Source organism: Rhodanobacter terrae (assembly GCF_042657005.1).
In the GTDB taxonomy this organism is placed as follows: Bacteria; Pseudomonadota; Gammaproteobacteria; order Xanthomonadales; family Rhodanobacteraceae; genus Rhodanobacter; species Rhodanobacter terrae.
This window is the reverse complement of record NZ_JBHSNG010000005.1, coordinates 103,011-120,867: the sequence shown is the minus strand read 5'-3', so window position 1 is coordinate 120,867 and position 17,857 is coordinate 103,011. Positions and strand designations below refer to the sequence as shown.

Genomic DNA, 17,857 nt, shown 5'->3' with positions numbered 1-17,857 from the left:
TCATGCCCGGACCCGACATTCATGCGCGCATCCACGTTCCGCCGACTGCTCAACCTGTGGCCGCCGTTCCTGTGCAACTCCATCCGCGTGCAGGCGCTCCGCGACGACTACAGCGAGGCGCAGGTGGTGCTGCGGCTACGACCATGGAACCGCAACTATGTACGCAGCCAGTTCGGCGGCAACCTGTTTTCCATGACCGATCCGTTCTGGATGCTGCTGGTGATGCACCAGCTAGGCAACGACTATTACGTTTGGGACAAAGCCGGCGCTATCGATTTCGTGGCGCCAGGGCGTGAGGATGTCTACGCGCACTTCAAGCTAGAGAGCAGCGTCGTCGACGAGCTGCGTGCAGCGGCAGCCGGCGGTGAAAAGGTGCTGCGCTGGTTCGAGACCGAAGTGAAGACCGCCTCCGGCGAGGTCATTGCCATCGTGCGCAAGCAGATCTACGTGCGGCTGAAGCCGAAGGCACGCGGAACGTCGCCGCTGCCGACCTAGCCCTGTTCGAAACGGGTAATCTCCCTGAGTATGGCTTCGGCGTTTCGCACGCTGCGACCGACTGCGCTGTCCTCCAGCGCGCGGGCATGCCCCAGGCGGCGCATCAGCCGAGCCGCCAGCACGACCATCACCAGCCCGACCACGCTGCTCGATAGCGACCAAAGCAGGAAGCCGACCTTGTCGTATGTCCACAGATCGAAACCGTGTTCGGCCAGGCTCATCCACAACACGGGAATCCAGATGAAACAGGCGATCACCGCGTTTGCCGGCCCCTCGACGGACAGGCGCCAGGCATGCAGATCAGCGAGCCGACGCTGTATTTCGAGCACGGGCGCCGCATAGTCGATGCGCTGGATCAGGTACAGGTTGCGAGCGGCGGAAATGATGAAAAGCAGGCCGCAGGCATTCACTAACAAGCCGCAGATCAGCAGGTGCGGAACCTGCCGATGATCCGCCAAGAACGCCCCTCCCCAGGCAGCAAAGATCACACCAAGAGCCAACTGGATCGCCTGACCCCAGGCCAGCGGACGCAGACCCCGGCGGACCTTGTCCAGTTTGCCGTCGCGGAACATACGCCGTTGTAACGCCTCCTGCCGTTCCAGCCGACGGTCGAGCTCCTGCCAGGCCTGCTTGAAGTCATCCAGTTCCATCGTCATGCCCTCACGGTGGTTACCGCGCCGGTCATCCGGCCGCGCATTTTTTGTTTGATGCGACTGATCTTGGTCGCCACATTGGTTTCGCTGATACCGAGGATCTCGGCAATTTCGGTGTAGCTGCGGTCTTCCAGGTACAACAGGATCAGCGCGCGGTTGAGCGGATCGAGCTGGCCGATGAACGTGTACATCGCCTGCAGCCGCTCGTCCGGTTCGGCAATCGGCTCGCCGCCGCCGACGGTTTCCAGGTGGTGCGCTTCCAGCGGCTCGAAGCGGCTGGCCTCCGACCAGCGCTCGCGCCGCGCCTGCGAAATCGCCACGTTCAACGCGATGCGGTACATCCAGGTGGAGAACTTCGCCCGCGCCTCGTCGTAGCCGCCGAACGAACGCCACAGCTGCACGCTTATTTCCTGCACCAGATCCTCGCGATCGGTAGCGCTGCGGCTGTACAGACAGGCCACCTTGAAGACGATCCCGCGATGTTCGTGCAACAGCGATTCGAAGCGTTGCTGATGTTGTCTGGCAGTCATGGACGTCGATATTCCCTGCGATTCACCACATGATTCGCACGGCCGCGGGAAAAATCACAGCGGCCCGCCACACCCGCCACGGCCGATGATCCAGCCCGCCCCCCGGCCATCGTCGCTCCCCATGCCGACCGACGGCGATGCCGCCATGTTGGCGCCGTCCTCTAGAATGACTGACTCCCTTTCACCGACAGAATCCCCATGCGTCCCCTGCGCCTCAAACGCTATCTGCTCACCGGCCTGCTCACCTTCATCCCGTTGTGGGTGACCTGGCTGGTGTTCAAGTTCGTGCTGGGCATGCTGGCGGGGATCGGTGCGCCGCTGGTCAGCGCCATGCTCAATGCGCTGGCGCTGGTCGCACCGCATGCGGCCGACACGCTCAAGACGGAATGGCTGATCTTCATCATCGCCCTGCTTATCACGCTGCTGGCGCTGTACATGCTCGGCTGGCTGGCCAACCGGGTGATCGGCCAGCGTTTCATCAATGCGTTCGACGGCCTGCTCGCGCGCATTCCGGTCGTGCAGACGATCTACGGTGGCACCAAGAAGTTGATGGCCGTGCTGCAGAACAAGCCATCCGGCGTGCAACGCGTGGTGCTGGTCGAATTCCCGCGCAGGGGCATGAAAGTGGTCGGATTCGTCACCCGGGTGATGGTCGAGGATGGCACCGGCCGCGAGATGGCTGCCGTGTTCGTCCCGACCACGCCCAATCCCACCGGCGGTTATCTCGTCGTGCTGCCGCTGCAGGAGCTGACCCCCACCGACTGGACGATGGATCAGGCCATGGCCTTCATCATTTCCGGCGGCGCGGTGGCGCCCGATACGCTGCCCGCTTCGCCCGCGGCGCTGCGCCATGAAGCAACGGAAGATGGTGCATGAATCGGCGTCGCGTCCGCTGTCCGCCTTGCCTGTAGCGTTCGCCGTGGCACGCCGCCCGGTACGTCGGCGCCTATCCCCCGCTGCGGCTGGATGCCGGGCGACGGCATCCTTTGCCGGCGAATCCCGCCCCGGCCGGGAGTACCGGAACCCCTGACCTATGACACTGTCTGCTCCATGACGTTTGACCTAGCGTGAGCAGGTATGGCCACGATTCGGGGGGGACACGACATCGCGGCCAGCGCGGTCTCACCGCAACCGCCCGACGGGCAACATCACTCACAAAGGGATATCCATGAGCAAGCAATATCTGAAGCCCCTGACGTTGGCACTCGCCGTGAGCCTGGGCCTGGCGCTGACTGCCTGCGGCAAGCAGGAGCCGGCTGCCAATGCGCCGACCAGCAGTGCCAGCAGCAGTCCAGGCCCTGCCGGCACCGCTCCGGCCGCCGCTGGCACCAGCGCGGCAGCCGATACCGGCAAGAGCATCTTCGATGTCAGCGAACTCGACCCGAAGATCAACGTCTGCCAGGACTTCAACGGCTTCGTCAATGCCAAGTGGGTGGCCGCCAACCCGATCCCGAACGACCAGACCAGCTGGGGCGCCTTCAACATCCTCAACGAAGCCAGCCTGAAGACCCAGCACGACATCGTCGACGAAGCGAGCAAGAACGCGGACAGCGCCAAAGCCGGCTCGATCGAGCAGAAGATCGGCTGGCTGTATCACTCGGGCATGGATGAGGCGACCATCGAAAAGAACGGCTTCGAGCCGCTCAAGCCCAAGCTGGACGCCATCGCCGGCCTGAAGAGCAGCAGCGATGTGGCCGACTTCATCACCCAGCGCTACGCCGAAGGCGACGGCCAGGTGTTCCAGTTCGGCTCCGGCGCCGACTTTCAGCACGCCGACATGCAGATCGCGTACGCCAATGAAGGCGGCCTGGGCCTGCCGACCAAGGATTACTACACCAAGCCGGACTACAAGGCGATCCGCGATGCCTATGTCGCCTATATCGCCAAATCGCTCGAACTGACCGGCGTCGCCGAAGCCGATGCGAAGAAGCAGGCCGACGACGTGCTGAAATTCGAAACCCGGCTCGCCGCCGCGTCGCTGGCGCCGGTGGAAGAACGCGACCCGAAGAACCAGTACCACTTCGTCAGTGTCAATGACGCCGACAAGGTCACCCCGCACTTCCACTGGGAAAAATTCTTTGCCGCCCAGGGCGTCACCGTCGACAAGGGCTTCTCGCTGTCGCAGCCGAAGTTCTTCGCCGAGTTCGACAAGATGCTGGCGAGCACGCCGGTCAGCCAGTGGCAGGCTTATCTGCGCTTCCACGCGATCGACGATGCCTCGCCGTATCTCAGCAAGAATTTCCAGGACAACAAGTTCGCGTTCTACGGCACCACGCTGGCCGGACAGCCGCAGCAGAAACCGCGCTGGAAGCGCGTGCTGGGCGCCGTCAACCAGGGCATGGGCCAGGCGCTGGGCCAGTTGTACGTCGCCAAGGAGTTCACCCCGGAAGCCAAGCAGCGCGCCGAGGAACTGGTCACCAACGTGCGCAATGCGCTGAAGGCCCGCATCGAGAACCTCGACTGGATGAGCGCCGACACCAAGGCCAAGGCGATCGACAAGTGGAACAAGTTCCTGCCCAAGATCGGCTATCCCGACAAATGGCGCGACTGGTCCGGCCTGGACATCAAGCCGGACAACTACTACGGCAACGTCGAAGCCGCCGGCAAGTTCAACTACCAGTACGACATCGCCAAGATCGGCAAGCCGACCGACCGCAAGGAATGGGGCATGACCCCGCAGACGGTCAATGCGTATTACAACCCGACCGACAACACCATCAACTTCCCGGCCGCGATCCTGCAGCCGCCGTTCTTCGATGCGAAGGCCGACGACGCGATCAACTATGGCGGCATCGGCGCAGTGATCGGCCACGAGGCCAGCCACGGTTTCGACGACGAGGGCAGCCAGTTCGATGGCGACGGCAACCAGAAAGACTGGTGGACCAAGGACGACAAGACCCAGTTCAATGCCCGCACCGGCAAGCTGGTGGACCAGTTCAATGCCTACGCGCCGATCAAGGACAAGCCCGACCTGCATGTCAACGGCAAGCTGACCCTGGGCGAGAACATCGCCGACCTGGGCGGCCTCAACGTGTCCTACGACGCGCTGCAGACCGCGCTGAAGAAAAACACCGCCGAAGCCGACAAGAAGATCGACGGCTACACCCAGGACCAGCGCTTCTTCCTCAATTGGGCGCGCGTCTGGCGCGGCAGCACGCGCGAGAAGCAGATGGAACTGCGGCTCAACACCGACCCGCACTCACCGATATCGATCCGCGCCATGGCCGCCCCCTCGAACATGGAAGCGTTCGCCACCGCGTTCCAGTGCAAGCCCGGCGATGCGATGGTACGTCCGGCCGACAAGCAGGTGAAGATCTGGTAAACCGTCGTCCCTGAGTGCCGCAGATCATCGCGGCATGGATACCGAGGCCCCGCATGTGAATGCGGGGCCTTTTTCGTGGGACATGCCATCAGCCTCCGACGGTTTTGCGCTGCCGGCACGCCTCGATGATATTTTGGTATTGCAAATCATTCTCATTAAAATTATCGTACGTGCCTGCCCTGGCCGATTCGCGCAGCGACATCGCCGGCACGTTTCATAAAGCTCAGATCCCCGCCCACCGTGGCACGCAATCGCCCACACAGCCACCCCGCTGTGCGTGCTTTCGGCTGCCCCGAAAATGCCACTCATCAGGATCCCCATGGCCTTCATCAACAGCCGCAAGCACCCGATCACCACTCGCAAGTCCTCTTCGGCATCCGGCCTGGCAAGCGCCGCCACCTTGCTCACCGGTCTGGCACTGGCCTTTCCCGCAACCGCCACGGACATGCCTGCGTCCATACCGTCCAGCGATGCCCAGGTCGCCAACGCGAAGAACCTGCCTGGCGTGAAAGTGGAAGCCGCCAGCAACGACTATCGCGTCGACCGCCTCTCTTCCCCGAAATTCACCCAGCCACTGCTCGACACCACGCAGACAGTCAACGTGATCACCAAGGAGCTGATCCAGCAGCAAGGCGCCACCACGCTGACCGAGGCGCTGCGCAACAGCCCGGGTGTGGGTACTTTTTTCGTGGGTGAGAACGGCGCCACCACCACCGGCGACGGTATATACATGCGCGGGTTCGACACCTCGGGCAGCATCTTCGTGGATGATGTGCGTGACCTCGGCTCGATCTCGCGCGACATCTTCAATATCGAGCAGGTCGAAGTCACCAAGGGACCGGCCGGCACCGACAATGGCCGCACCGCTCCCGCCGGCTCGGTGAACCTGGTCAGCAAGCAGCCCCAACTGGGCGACGGCGTCTCCGGCTCGGTAGCCTACGGCAGCGGCCAGCACAAGCGCGCCACCGCCGACTGGAACCAGACGCTGGGCAACAACTCCGCGTTCCGTCTCAACATGATGGGCCAGGACAGCGGCGTGCCGGGCCGCGACAAGGTCGGGAACGACCGCTGGGGCGTAGCTCCCTCGCTGGCCTTCGGCCTGCAGACGCCTACGCGCGTCTACCTCGACTTCCTGCATGTAAAGCAGAGCAACGTCCCCGACGGCGGCGTGCCGACCATCGGCCTGCCCGGCTACAGCAGTCCGGACCCGAGCCGCCGGTTTATCACCGGCGCCTCCAGGGTGGATTCGGAGAACTTTTACGGCACCGACAGCGATCACGACGATGTTCAGGCAGACATGTTCACCGCCATCGTCGAGCACGACTTCGCGCCCAACGTCACCTTGCACAACACCACGCGCTGGGGCCGTACGCGGCAGAACTACCTGCTGACCTCGTTCATGGGCAGCGCCGCCAATCTGCTGACACCGAACCCAGCCGATCCGTCGACCTGGACGATCGCGCGCAGCAACCCGACCTTCAAGCAGCAAGTCAACCGCATCCTGACCAATCAGGCCAATATCACGGGAACGATAGCCACCGGCAGCGTCACGCACAGCCTCAGCACCGGTGTCGAGCTGGCCCAGGAAAAGGCGGGCACCGTGGGCCTTGGGGTGCGCAGCCCATGGCCCGCCGCCAACCTGTATGACCCCAGCGCCGATGTCGGTGGCCTGATCTATGGCCCGACCGGCGCCCACAGCCAGGGCAAGACGAACACTATGGCGGCTTATCTGTTCGATACGCTGAAGTTCAACGAGCAATGGCAGGTCAATGCCGGCGTACGGCTGGATCACTACAGCACCGACTTCAACAGCCTGGTGGTCTGCGGCGCCCGCAACGGCCCGGCTTGCGGCGCGTTGCCGGCCGGCAGCGTGCTGCCCGGCGTGGATGCCAGCAAATCAGGCAATCTGCCCAACTACAAGCTCGGCGTGCTGTACAAGCCGGCCGCCAACGGCAGCGTCTATGCGAACTTCGCCGTATCGCAGGAGCCGGCGGGCGGCAATACGCTGACCTTCAGCGCCGCCGCCAACAGTGCCGACAACCCCAACCTCGCTCCGCAGAAGGCACGCACGATCGAGTTCGGCACCAAGTGGGACCTGCTCGACGAGAAGCTGCTGCTGACCGGCGCGCTGTACCGCACTACCGTCAGCAACGACCTGGTGCAGGACCCGGTCGACCTGCAGTACTACCAGGTCGGCAGGAAGCGCGTGCAAGGCATCGAGCTGAGTGCGGTGGGCAAGCTCACCGACAACTGGGCGGTCAGCGCCGGCTACACCACGATGGATGCCAAGGTGATCAGCGGCAGCGCCGTGGCCAACGACGGCTCCAGCGATCTGGCCTATACGCCGAAGAGCGCGTTCACCGCCTGGACCACCTGGCGCCTGCCGTTCAACCTCATCTTCGGCGGCGGTGCCCGCTATGCCGGCGAAATGAAGCGCGGCACCGACAGCGCCATCGGCACGCCGTCCTTCACCGAGGCGTACTGGGTGTTCGATGCGATGGCCAGCTATCCACTCAGCAAGCAGCTCGACCTGCAGTTGAACCTGTACAACCTGTTCGACAAGGACTACGTCTCGGCGATCAACAAGAGCGGCTACCGCTACACCCCCGGCACGCCGCGTTCGGCGATGCTCACCGTCAACTTCCGCTTCTGACGTTCGCCTTCGCGCCCTTTTCCCGTTGGGGAAAGGCAAATTTTCATGTTGGAGCTCCCGATGTTGTTACACATCCCCGACGTCATCGAACGCGAACAAGTCGTCCAGATGCGTGCCGCGCTCGACGGCGCCTTGTGGACCGACGGCCGCGAAACCGTCGGTGCACAAGGCGCCAGGGTGAAACGCAATCAGCAACTGCCGGATACGTCGCCACTGCGCCGGCAACTGGGCCAGACCGTGCTGTCGGCACTGGCAAAACATCCGCTCTATCACGCGGCGACGTTACCGCTGCGTACCCTGCCGCCGCGCTTCAACCGCTACGAGGGCGGCGGCCACTACGGTTTCCATGTCGACGGCGCGGTAATGGCACTTCCCGTCGACGCCGGCCAGCTGCGCAGCGACATCTCCTGCACGCTGTTCCTCAGCGAACCGGACGACTACGACGGCGGCGAGCTGATCGTCAGCGACACCTACGGCGAGCACGAGGTGAAACTGCCGGCCGGCGACCTGATCGTCTATCCGTCCAGCAGCCTGCATCGGGTGCAACCGGTGACGCGGGGAGCGCGGCTGGCGGCGTTCTTCTGGGTGCAAAGCCTGATCCGCGACGACAGCCGGCGCCGCCTGTTGTTCGAGCTGGACACGTCGATCCAGACCCTGACCCGATCCAGCGCCGATGCCGCCGCGGTACTGCAGCTCACCGGTGTCTATCACAACCTGCTGCGCCGGTGGGCCGAAACCTGAGCACTTAGGGCGTTCACGGCGGCTGACGCGCCTCCAGCTGTTCCCACCACGCGCCGCGGGGCGGATAATCGTCGGCCCTCGATGCAACGCGGCTGAATAATGTTCGTACCTGGTCAACGCTGGATATCCTCTGCCGAACCCGAGCTCGGCCTCGGCACCGTTTTGCGCGTCGAAGGACGCGGCGTACAGGTGCTGTTCGCCAAGGCCGGCGTGCTGCGCCCTTACGCCATCGACTCGGCACCGCTGCTGCGCGCCGAGTTCCGCGCCGGCCAGCGCGTGGCCGGCAAGGGCATCGCGTTCCTGGTCGAGCGGGTGGAGATTCGCGAAGAGCTGCTGATCTACCGCGGCGAAGGCCGTGAACTGGAAGAAGGCCAGCTCGACGACGAGCAGAGCGTGAGCCAGGCCGACGACCGGCTGATCGGCGGCCGCACCGATGCGGTCGCGCAGTTCGAACTGCGCCTGGAAGGCCTCAAGCGGCGTGCGCAAGCACGCCGTTCACCGATGTGGGGTCTCGGCGCCGCGCGGATCGGGCTGGTGCCGCACCAGCTGCGTGTGGCCGGCATCGCTTCCGCGCGTCGGCCGCCGCGGGTGCTGCTGGCTGACGAAGTCGGCCTGGGCAAGACCATCGAGGCGGGCATGATCATCGCCCGGCAGCTCGCCACCGGCCGCGCCTCGCGGGTGCTGTTGCTGCTGCCCGATACCCTGGTATACCAGTGGTTCGTCGAGCTGCTGCGCCGGTTCAATCTCAGTTTCGCGATCTATGACGAGGAGCGTTGCGAGGCGCTGACGCAATCCGGCGAGCAGCAGGCCGGCGACGACAGCAATCCGTTCGAGGACGAACAGCTGGTGATCGCCGACTTCGGCTTTCTCGAAAACTCGCCGAAACACGCGCAGCAATTGCTGGACGCGCCGTGGGATTTGCTGGTGGTCGACGAGGCGCACCATCTGGCGTGGTCGCCGGAAACCGCCAGTCCGCGCTACACGATGGTGGAACGGCTGGCCGCCGCGATCCCCGGCGTGATCCTGCTCACCGCCACCCCGGAACAACTCGGCCGCAGCGGCCACTTCGCCCGCCTGCGCCTGCTCGACCCACAGCGTTATTACGACCTGGACGGCTATCTGGCCGAAGCCGACGCCTATCAGGCATTGTCGAAGATCGCCGATCGGCTGCTCGATGGCAGCGCGCTCGACGACGCCCAGCGCACCACCCTCGCCGAAGCCTTCCACGGCGACGAGTCGCTCATCGCGCAGCTGGCCGAATCGACCAAGCCGGCGAACGCGCGCGAACTGCTCGCCGCGCTTATCGATCGCCATGGCACCGGCCGCGCGATGTTCCGCAACAACCGCGCCGGCGTCGGCGGCTTTCCCAAGCGCCAGCCCGAATGGCACCTGCTCGATGCCGAAACGCTGCAGGAGAGCACCCGCCAGTCGCTGTTGGCCGAATTCCACGCCGACATCCAGCAGCCGCCGCCGCTGATCGAGGTCGACTACAGCACCGACCCGCGCATCGACACCTTGATCGCCCTGCTCGATCAGCACCCGCAGGACAAATTCCTGCTGATCTGCCGCAGCCACGCCAAGGTGCTGGCATTGGAAGACGTGCTGCGCACACGCAGCGGCGTCGCCGTGGCGCGCTTCCACGAAGGCCTGGGCATCGTGCAGCGCGACCGCAATGCCGCGTATTTCGCCCAGCCTGACGGCGCGCGCCTGCTGCTGTGTTCGGAGATCGGCTCGGAAGGACGCAACTTCCAGTTCGCGCACCGGCTGATCCTGTGGGATCTGCCGCTGGATCCGGACCTGCTCGAACAGCGCATAGGCCGCCTCGACCGGATCGGCCAGAAGCACGACATCAACATCCATATCCTGGCCGTCGCCGACAGCGCGCAGCACGTGCTGGCACGCTGGTACGACGAAGGGATCGATGCGTTCCACCTGAGTCCGGCCGACGGCCGCGAGCTGCTGCGCCGCTACGGCGAGCCGCTGGCCCGACTGGCCGACGAACATGCGCGCGGCGACGACAACCGCGACCAGGAACTGGACGTGCTGCTGGCCGAAACCCGTGCCAGTCACGAACAGATGGCCGAACTGATACGCGGCGGCCGCGACCATCTGCTGGAGCTGGCGGCCAGCCGGGACCTGCATGCCGACGAACTGCAACAGTCGTTTGCCCGCGAGGATGTCGATCCTGGCCGCGACGCGTTCGTGCAGCGCCTGCTTGAAGCCTTCGGCATCCACGCCGAGGAGCTCGGCGGCCAGGTGCTGCTGCTCGATCCGCAATACCTTTCCACCGACGCCCTGCCCGGCTTCGCGGAAGGCCCGCAATCGGTGACGTTCGCCCGCGACGTGGCCCTGGCGCGCGAAGAGTTGCCGCTGCTGCGGCTGGATCATCCGCTGGTTGCCGGCGCGATGGATCTGGCGCTGTCCGGTGAACAGGGCAATGCGGCTTTCATGGTCGACGATGTACTGCCGGCGCGCACTGCCTTGCTGCAGGCCATCTATGTGCTCGAATGCGTGGCCGATCGCCGACTCGACGCCGAGCGTTTCCTGCCGACCCTGCCTATCGTCGTCACCGTCGATACCCGACTGGCCGAGCGGTCCGACTTCGCGCCCAGCGACATCGCCTTGCGCAAGGCCGCCGATCGCAACATCGAAGTCGTGCGCTACCGCAAGTTCCTCGGCAAGCTGGTGCCGCCGATGCTGGCCCGCGCCGAGACACTCGCCACGGCACGCGGACAGGCCAGCATCGACGAAGCAGTGAGCCTCGCCACCGGGACGCTGGATGCCGAACTGTCGCGCCTGCTCGCCTTGCAGACGGTGAATCCGTCGGTCAGCGAAACGGAAATCACCGCGGTGGCCGACGAACGCACCCGGTTGCTAGCTGCGTTGCCACTATCCCGCCTGCGGCTGGACTCGGTGCGCTTCGTGGTCAGCGCGGACTTCCTCGCGCTGCGCTGACGCCGACGGGTCATTTGCGCCGGTGGCGAGGTCCAGGGCCGGCCAAGGGGCTAGAAAGAACCGCCGCGCCTTCAACCGGCTAGGGAGAAATCCACCGCGGCGGCGGCATGCAGCGCGGTGGTGTCGAACAGCGGCACAGCGCTGTCGTCCTGGCTCACCAGCAAACCGATTTCGGTGCAGCCGAGGATGACCCCGCTTGCCCCCGCGGCGATGCCTTCGGCTATCGCTTCGCGATAGATCCGGCGCGAGTCGTCGTTCACGATGCCCACGCAGAGTTCTTCGTAAATGATACGGTGGACGTCCCGCCGAAGCCCGGCCGACGGCACGATGCATCGCACGCCGTGGCGGTCGTACAGCCTGGCCCGGTAAAAATCCTCTTCCATGGTAAACGCCGTACCCAGCAACGCCACCGTGTTCATGCCGGCGGCACGAATAGCCGCGCCGGTCGCGTCGGCGATATGCAGGAACGGCAGCGGGGTAGCCTGGATGATCGCATCCGCCACTTTGTGCATGGTGTTGGTCGCCAGCAGAATGCACTCGGCGCCGCCGGCCCGGAGCCGCAGCGCCGATTCGGTCAACGCGACACCGGCACTCTCCCAGTCGCCCTTGCGCTGCAGCGCTTCGATGTCGGCGAAGTCGAGGCTATCGATCAACAAGCGCGCCGAGCTAAGCGGCCCGGCGCGATCGCGAATGCCGCGGTTGATGAGCTGGTAGTAAGTGGTCGTCGACTCCCAGCTCATGCCGCCGATCAGGCCGATACGCCGCATCACGGCGCGGCCGAGACCACCTCGGCGACCTGGATGTTCCGGCCGATGCCGAAGAGTTTGTACGCCAACGACAGCAGCGCAATCCAGCCCACGCCCACGTACAGCGCCACGCGGGTGTCGGGGCTGTAACCCAGCATCACCCACACGAAGGCGAGGAAGGCCAGGCATGCCACGCTGGACAGCGGCCACGCGCGCAGGCGGAACGCCAGCGGCACGACCTGCCGTTGGCGGAAACACCAGTGCGCGATCAGCACCATGCCCCAGGTCCACACGGTATTGAACGCGAGGATCGACATCATCATGCCGAAGATGCGCCCCGGCACCAGGTAGTTCATCACCACGCCGAACAGCAGGAACACCAGCGTCACCAGCACGCCGGGTACCGGCACGCCGTGTGCGCTCAGCCGCCCCATCGCCGCCGGGGCCTGCCCCTTGCTGGCCAGGCTGTGCAGCATGCGGCTGCCGCTGAAGGTGGTGGAGTTGAAGCTGGACAGCGCCGCGGTGATCACTACGAAGTTGATCAGTCCCGCCGCCTGCGGAATGCCGAGCTTCGCGAACGTGCTGACGAACGGGCTACTGTTGGCGTCCAGCTGGTTCCACGGGTAGATCGCCATGATCACGAACAGCGCGCCCACGTAGAAGATCAGGATGCGCCAGATCACCGAGTTCACCGCGCGCGGTATGGTGCGCTCGGGATGCGCAGCCTCGGCCGCCGCCATGCCTATCGTCTCGATGCCGCCGAAGGAGAACACCAGCACTGGCAGCGCCAGCACCATGCCGGTGATGCCGTTGGGGAACCAGCCGCCATGCGTCCACAGGTTCGACAACCCCATCGGATGGCCGCCGTTGCCCCAGCCTAGCCAGATGATGGTGGCACCACCGAGTATCATCAGCACCACGGTGAGCACCTTGATCAGCGCGAACCAGAACTCCAGCTCGCCGTACACCTTCACCGCCATCAGATTCAGGCCGCCGATCATCGCCACGCTGCCGAATGCCCAGATCCACTGCGGCAGTTCGGGAAACCACGCCTTCATGTAGATGCCCACCGCGGTACTCTCGGCGATGCCCACGCCCATCATCAGGATCCAGTAGTTCCAGCCGGTGAGATAGCCGGCGAAGGGGCCGAGATACTTGTGTGCGTACGTGGCGAAGGAGCCGGCGATCGGCTCGTGCGCGGCCATCTCGCCCAGCGCGCGCATGATGATGAAGATCATCGCGCCGCCGAACAGGTAGGCAAACAGCACCGACGGCCCGGCCAGCCGGATCGTGCTGGCCGACCCCAGGAACAGGCCGGCGCCGATGCACATGCCCAGCGCCATGAAGGTGATGTGACGCGGGGTCAGCCGGCGCTGCAGGGATTCAGACATGGTTTCCGCTCGTGGATGGGTATGAAGTATCGGTCAGCGCAACAGTCGCCGCTTCGGTTTGAGCGGCAGCCGTCCGCGCCAGTACTCGATCAGCACATAACCGCCGAGCATGCCGCCCAGATGAGCGAAATGGGCGATGCCGGCCTGGGTGCCGGTGACGCCTTGCACCAGTTCGACCACGGCATAACCCGTCACGAACAACCATGCCGGCATCGGCACCGGCAGAAAGATCAGCATCATCTTTTCGTGCGGGTACAACATGCCGAACGCCAGCAGTATGCCGAACAGCGCACCCGAAGCACCGATCGTCGGGTAGAAGCCGTGGGTGAACCAATGCACCACGATCAGCTGGGCGATAGCGGCCACGATGGCGCAGACAAAGTAATAGACGAGGAAATGGCGCGCACCGAAGGTGCGTTCGATCGTCCCGCCGAACATGTACAAGCCGAACATGTTGAACAGGATATGCATGAAGCTGCCATGCATGAAGGCATACGTCACCACCTGCCAGACGCGAAAACCCGCGGTGACGACATTGCCGTCGGGCGTCGTGCCGGAAATATCCGGACCAAGCGGCCACAACGCGAAATGCTGCGTCAGCGCCAGGCTCGTCTGGTCGTGCAGCAGCAGTTGCAGCAGGAACACGACCACATTGGCAACCAGCAGATTGCGCGTAACAGGGGGCAAATCAAAAGGCATCGGATGGTTTCCGGGAGGTCAGCGGCCAGCGTAGCGACGGCGGCGGGAAGCCGCCAGCGACGGCATCCCGATGCTGACTCTGCCTGGCGGGATTCGTTCCTCCAGAACCGACGCAACGTGGCACCATGTGAGCGCAGTAAACGCAAAAGCCGCCCTGCGGCGGCTTCCGACGTGGATAGTAGCGGGTTTGCTCAACCCTTGTTCGCTACCAGGGCTATCGCCTCCGGCCGCTTGGCACCGGCAAAGCGCTTGGCCCAGTAACCCTCGTCGAGACTGGAGATTTCCACCGACTTGCCGGTGGTGGGCGAATGGATGAAGTGGCCATTCGAGATGTAGATACCCACGTGCGAAATGTTCCGCCGACCATGGGTACGAAAGAACACCAGGTCGCCCGGCTTCATGTCGGCGCGCTTGACCTTGAGGCCGGCCAGAAACTGCGAGGCCGAGTTGTTCGGCAACTGCATGCCGATCGCATGGGCGAACACATAGCGGACGAAGCCGCTGCAATCGAAGCCGGTGGACGGGTCATGACCACCGCGCACATAGCGGATATCGCGCAGCTTCATCGCCACCGCGATCAGCGCCTTGCGCAGGTCGGTAGCGCTTTCGGTACCGTTGAGAGCCGTCGCCAGCTCGTCACCTTCAACCCTGGGGGCGGCGGTATCGTCGACTGCCGTATCGCTGTTCGCGACCAATTCACTGCTGCGCAGCAGGACCTGGGGACCGGCGGGAACGATGGCCTGGCTCAGCAGCGTCGTCGGTGCCGGATTGAAGGTCGGCGCCTGATTCAGCCATGGCGGCGTGAGCCTGGTGGTGGCCTGGGAGCCCTCCAGCACGAAGGGACTGGTCTGCAATGAACCGGAAGCCGGTAGCGACGGCGTCATCCCGAAGGAGGCTACGGCGTTCGTGGTGGCGGGGCTGGTGGTGTCTGCAACGCCGGCGGCGGATGCGGTCGGCCTGGAGTGGATGGATCTGTGCGTCGCGGCTGCGAGTTTGCGGTGCCGGGTCGGCGTCTGCTTGTGATGGACCAGCTTGCCGTGCCTGTGTTTCACCTGCTGCGCATGTTTCGCCGGGACCGACTTGCCGTGGGTCTTGCTGGTCGTTGCCTGAACGGGTGCCATCACGAACAAGGCTGCAGCGAGCACGGAGAAGGCGGTCCATCGGTTGATCGGCATGCGGGAAATCCCTGCTAATTTCGCTGGATTGGCCGCCTGCAGAAGCTGACGACGTGACGAAGTAGTGAACTTAACAAGAACACGGCATGCGGATGTTGGATTGAGGTTAACTGAACTCTGCCGTTTCAAAAAACGGCGACGGCGCGCACACTTATCCCATCTTGTTGATTAAATTCAGCTTTATGCCTTTCTTGGCGATTCCGGCCAATAGTAGGCATCCGGATGGGACCGGCTGCCGAAGATCGCGGTGCCGATGCGTACCTCGGTCGCGCCTTCGGCGATGGCGAGCGGGAAGTCGCCGCTCATGCCCATGGAAAGGCGCGGGATGTCGTGGCCTTGTGCGATGGCTCGATCGCGCAATTCGCGCAGCAGGCGGAAGCAGCCGCGCACTTCGGCCGGGTCGGTGGAATGGGCTGCCAGGGTCATCAGGCCGCGTACGCGCAAGGTGTCGTAGCCGCGCAAGGTGTCCAGGAAACCGCCGAGCTGTTCGGGCGACAGTCCGTATTTGCTGGGTTCGGACGAGGTTTTCACCTGAACCAGCACGTCGATCGCGCGGCCCTCGTGCTGCAGCCGCCGATCCAGTGCCTCGGCCAGTTCCAGCCGGTCCAGCGACTGCACTTCGCTGGCCAGCCGCGCTACGTCCTTCGTCTTGTTGGTCTGCAGGTGGCCGATCATCACCCAGGCTAGGCCGCAGTCGGCCAGCGGCGGCGCCTTTTCGCGGATCTCCTGCACCTTGTTCTCGCCGAAGCGGTGCAGGCCCAGCCCGACCGCGGCCCGGATCAGCTCCGGGCCGAAGGTCTTGCTGACCGGCAGTATGTCTACCGCAGCCGGGTCGCGGCCCGCCTCGCGGCAGGCCTCATCGACGCGCTGACGGACTTGCGCCCAGTTTGCAGCCAGATAGGCGGTATCCGTGCTCATGCGCCGGCCATCGGGCTCAGGCCTTGGCGCTCTGTGCGTGATGCCGCGCCACCACTTCGGCCACCACCATGGTCACTTTCTTGCCGGTGGGGATGTGCAGGAACTCGTTCGGGCCGTGCGCATTGGAATGCGGGCCGAGCACGCCGGTGATCAGGAACTGCGCCTTCGGAAACTTCTCCCCCAGCATGCCCATGAACGGGATGCTGCCGCCCTCGCCCATGTACGTCGCCGGCGCGCCGAAGTAATGCTGCGAGGCATCGGCAACCGCCTGCTCCAGCCACGGCGACAGCTGCGGCGCGTTCCAGCCGCTGCCGTCTTTCTCCAGCGCAAAGTTGACCTTCGCGCCGTATGGCGGATCCTTTTCCAGCAGTTGCTTGAGGAACTCGCCGGCCTTGGCGCCGTTGAGCGTGGGCGGCACGCGCAGGCTCAGCTTGACCGAGGTCTGCGGCCGCAACACGTTGCCGGCGCTGTCCAGCGGCGGCATGCCGCCGATCCCGGTCACTGCCAGCTGCGGGCGCCAGGTGCGGTTGAGCACGAGTTCCGCCAGATCGCGGGTGACCGGCTGGGTGCCCCCGGCCCACGGAAACTTGTCGTAGATATCGGAGCCCAGCACGCCGGCCGAGAGCTTGGCCTGTTCGACCCGCTGCACCGGAATCTCGACGTACAGCTCCTTCGGCTTGATCTGGCCGGTCACCGGATCTTCCAGTCGCGACAGCAGCTCGCGCAGGATGCGGAAGCTCGACGGCACCACGCCGGAAGCGTCACCCGAGTGCACGCCCTCTTCCAGCACCTGCACGGTGAGGTTGCCGCCGGTCATGCCGCGCAGCGAGGTGGTCAGCCACAGCTGGTCGTAGTTGCCGCAGCCGGAATCCAGGCACACCACCAGGGACGGGCTGCCGATGCGCGCGGCCAGATGATCGACATAACAAGGAAGGTCGTAGCTGCCGGATTCCTCGCAAGCCTCGATCATCACCACGCAACGCGCATGCGGAATGCCTTGCTCGTGCAGCGCCAGCAGCGCGGCCAGCGAGCCGAAGATGGCGTAGCCGTCGTCGGCGCCGCCGCGGCCGTACAGCTTGTCGCCCTTGATCACCGGCGTCCACGGACCGAGCCCCTCCGCCCAGCCGGTCATCTCCGGCTGCTTGTCCAGGTGGCCGTACAGCATCACGGTGTCGTCGCCCTGGCCCGGCACTTCGATATAGATGAGTGGGGTGCGGCCTTCCAGCCGCACCACTTCCAGGGTCGCGCCCGGCAACGCGGCAAGCTTGGAACGCGCCCAGGTTTCCATCAGCTTGACCGCGGCGTCCATGTAGCCATGTTCGACCCACTTGGCATCGAACATCGGCGACTTGTTGGGAATACGGATGTACTCGACCAGCTGCGGCACGATGTCGTCGTCCCACAGCCCGCTGACGAAGCGGGAAAGGCGGGCAGTATCCATGGTCAAACTCCATCAGGCGGTCAAATCCGCATTGTAGCAGCGGGCACCGACACACCATCAGGAAGTCCCCACAGGCACCGACGTGCATGCCGCACGCGCTCTTTGCGGCACACCCGACTGCGCGCTGCGCCAAGGCCA

Annotated in this window: 14 protein-coding genes; 6 read left to right on the top strand and 8 right to left on the bottom strand. The window is 64.7% G+C overall.

Annotation, left to right across the window (positions count from 1 at the left end; all coding sequences use genetic code 11):
* The first annotated feature begins 21 nt into the window (after positions 1–21).
* Positions 22–495, top strand: a complete 474-nt coding sequence (locus tag ACFPPB_RS06845) for a DUF4442 domain-containing protein (protein ID WP_377325676.1) — start codon at positions 22–24, stop codon at positions 493–495.
* On the opposite strand, the gene ACFPPB_RS06840 is transcribed toward ACFPPB_RS06845, so the two are convergent.
* Both ACFPPB_RS06840 and ACFPPB_RS06835 read right to left on the bottom strand, forming a co-directional pair.
* Entirely contained in the window at positions 492–1,151 is a 660-nt protein-coding gene (locus tag ACFPPB_RS06840) for a hypothetical protein (RefSeq protein WP_377325674.1), read from the bottom strand. The two genes, ACFPPB_RS06845 and ACFPPB_RS06840, sit on opposite strands and share 4 nt — an antisense overlap.
* Positions 1,148–1,678, bottom strand: a complete 531-nt coding sequence (locus ACFPPB_RS06835) for an RNA polymerase sigma factor (RefSeq protein ID WP_377325672.1) — start codon at positions 1,676–1,678, stop codon at positions 1,148–1,150. Before ACFPPB_RS06835 ends, ACFPPB_RS06840 begins: the two co-directional genes overlap by 4 nt.
* Before the next feature lie 198 nt (positions 1,679–1,876).
* Between ACFPPB_RS06835 and ACFPPB_RS06830 the strand changes: the two genes are divergently transcribed.
* From ACFPPB_RS06830 to rapA, 5 genes are all read left to right on the top strand, one after another.
* On the top strand, positions 1,877–2,554 hold the full coding sequence (locus ACFPPB_RS06830) for a DUF502 domain-containing protein (RefSeq protein WP_377325670.1): 678 nt from the start codon (positions 1,877–1,879) through the stop codon (positions 2,552–2,554).
* A gap of 292 nt (positions 2,555–2,846) precedes the next feature.
* Positions 2,847–5,000 carry a M13 family metallopeptidase gene (locus tag ACFPPB_RS06825; RefSeq protein WP_377325668.1) on the top strand — a complete coding sequence of 718 codons (2,154 nt, stop codon included), beginning with the start codon at positions 2,847–2,849 and terminating at the stop codon, positions 4,998–5,000.
* 319 nt (positions 5,001–5,319) lie between these two features.
* The gene (locus ACFPPB_RS06820) at positions 5,320–7,653 is read left to right on the top strand and encodes a catecholate siderophore receptor Fiu (RefSeq protein ID WP_377325666.1); all 2,334 of its coding nucleotides are present in this window, start codon (positions 5,320–5,322) and stop codon (positions 7,651–7,653) included.
* A 60-nt stretch (positions 7,654–7,713) separates the two neighbouring features.
* The gene (locus ACFPPB_RS06815) at positions 7,714–8,394 is read left to right on the top strand and encodes a Fe2+-dependent dioxygenase (RefSeq protein WP_377325664.1); all 681 of its coding nucleotides are present in this window, start codon (positions 7,714–7,716) and stop codon (positions 8,392–8,394) included.
* Positions 8,395–8,493: 99 nt separating this feature from the next.
* Positions 8,494–11,349, top strand: coding sequence for an RNA polymerase-associated protein RapA (gene rapA, locus ACFPPB_RS06810; RefSeq protein WP_377325662.1), 2,856 nt, complete (start codon positions 8,494–8,496; stop codon positions 11,347–11,349).
* Positions 11,350–11,420: 71 nt separating this feature from the next.
* On the opposite strand, the gene ACFPPB_RS06805 is transcribed toward rapA, so the two are convergent.
* The 6 genes from ACFPPB_RS06805 to ACFPPB_RS06780 form a co-directional block, all read right to left on the bottom strand.
* A complete protein-coding gene (locus tag ACFPPB_RS06805; RefSeq protein ID WP_377325660.1) occupies positions 11,421–12,116 on the bottom strand; it encodes an aspartate/glutamate racemase family protein in 696 nt (231 codons plus the stop codon).
* The gene (locus ACFPPB_RS06800; protein WP_377325658.1) at positions 12,116–13,486 is read right to left on the bottom strand and encodes an amino acid permease; all 1,371 of its coding nucleotides are present in this window, start codon (positions 13,484–13,486) and stop codon (positions 12,116–12,118) included. The genes ACFPPB_RS06805 and ACFPPB_RS06800 overlap by 1 nt, the downstream gene beginning before the upstream one ends.
* A 33-nt stretch (positions 13,487–13,519) precedes the next feature.
* Positions 13,520–14,185, bottom strand: coding sequence for a rhomboid family intramembrane serine protease (locus tag ACFPPB_RS06795; RefSeq protein ID WP_377325656.1), 666 nt, complete (start codon positions 14,183–14,185; stop codon positions 13,520–13,522).
* Positions 14,186–14,376: 191 nt separating this feature from the next.
* Complete coding sequence (locus ACFPPB_RS06790; RefSeq protein ID WP_377325942.1) at positions 14,377–15,069, bottom strand: C40 family peptidase; 693 nt, start codon at positions 15,067–15,069, stop codon at positions 14,377–14,379.
* A 471-nt stretch (positions 15,070–15,540) separates the two neighbouring features.
* The gene (locus ACFPPB_RS06785) at positions 15,541–16,278 is read right to left on the bottom strand and encodes a YggS family pyridoxal phosphate-dependent enzyme (protein ID WP_377325654.1); all 738 of its coding nucleotides are present in this window, start codon (positions 16,276–16,278) and stop codon (positions 15,541–15,543) included.
* Between the two features lie 16 nt (positions 16,279–16,294).
* Positions 16,295–17,719, bottom strand: coding sequence for a M20 family metallopeptidase (locus ACFPPB_RS06780; RefSeq protein WP_377325652.1), 1,425 nt, complete (start codon positions 17,717–17,719; stop codon positions 16,295–16,297).
* Positions 17,720–17,857: the final 138 nt, after the last annotated feature.

Coding starts and splice junctions, on each gene's coding strand:
- ACFPPB_RS06845 (WP_377325676.1), top strand. CDS start 22: ATGCGCGCATCCACGTTCCGCCGACTGCTCAACCTGTGGCCGCCGTTC.
- ACFPPB_RS06840 (WP_377325674.1), bottom strand. CDS start 1,151: ATGACGATGGAACTGGATGACTTCAAGCAGGCCTGGCAGGAGCTCGAC.
- ACFPPB_RS06835 (WP_377325672.1), bottom strand. CDS start 1,678: ATGACTGCCAGACAACATCAGCAACGCTTCGAATCGCTGTTGCACGAA.
- ACFPPB_RS06830 (WP_377325670.1), top strand. CDS start 1,877: ATGCGTCCCCTGCGCCTCAAACGCTATCTGCTCACCGGCCTGCTCACC.
- ACFPPB_RS06825 (WP_377325668.1), top strand. CDS start 2,847: ATGAGCAAGCAATATCTGAAGCCCCTGACGTTGGCACTCGCCGTGAGC.
- ACFPPB_RS06820 (WP_377325666.1), top strand. CDS start 5,320: ATGGCCTTCATCAACAGCCGCAAGCACCCGATCACCACTCGCAAGTCC.
- ACFPPB_RS06815 (WP_377325664.1), top strand. CDS start 7,714: ATGTTGTTACACATCCCCGACGTCATCGAACGCGAACAAGTCGTCCAG.
- rapA (WP_377325662.1), top strand. CDS start 8,494: ATGTTCGTACCTGGTCAACGCTGGATATCCTCTGCCGAACCCGAGCTC.
- ACFPPB_RS06805 (WP_377325660.1), bottom strand. CDS start 12,116: ATGCGGCGTATCGGCCTGATCGGCGGCATGAGCTGGGAGTCGACGACC.
- ACFPPB_RS06800 (WP_377325658.1), bottom strand. CDS start 13,486: ATGTCTGAATCCCTGCAGCGCCGGCTGACCCCGCGTCACATCACCTTC.
- ACFPPB_RS06795 (WP_377325656.1), bottom strand. CDS start 14,185: ATGCCTTTTGATTTGCCCCCTGTTACGCGCAATCTGCTGGTTGCCAAT.
- ACFPPB_RS06790 (WP_377325942.1), bottom strand. CDS start 15,069: ATGACGCCGTCGCTACCGGCTTCCGGTTCATTGCAGACCAGTCCCTTC.
- ACFPPB_RS06785 (WP_377325654.1), bottom strand. CDS start 16,278: ATGAGCACGGATACCGCCTATCTGGCTGCAAACTGGGCGCAAGTCCGT.
- ACFPPB_RS06780 (WP_377325652.1), bottom strand. CDS start 17,719: ATGGATACTGCCCGCCTTTCCCGCTTCGTCAGCGGGCTGTGGGACGAC.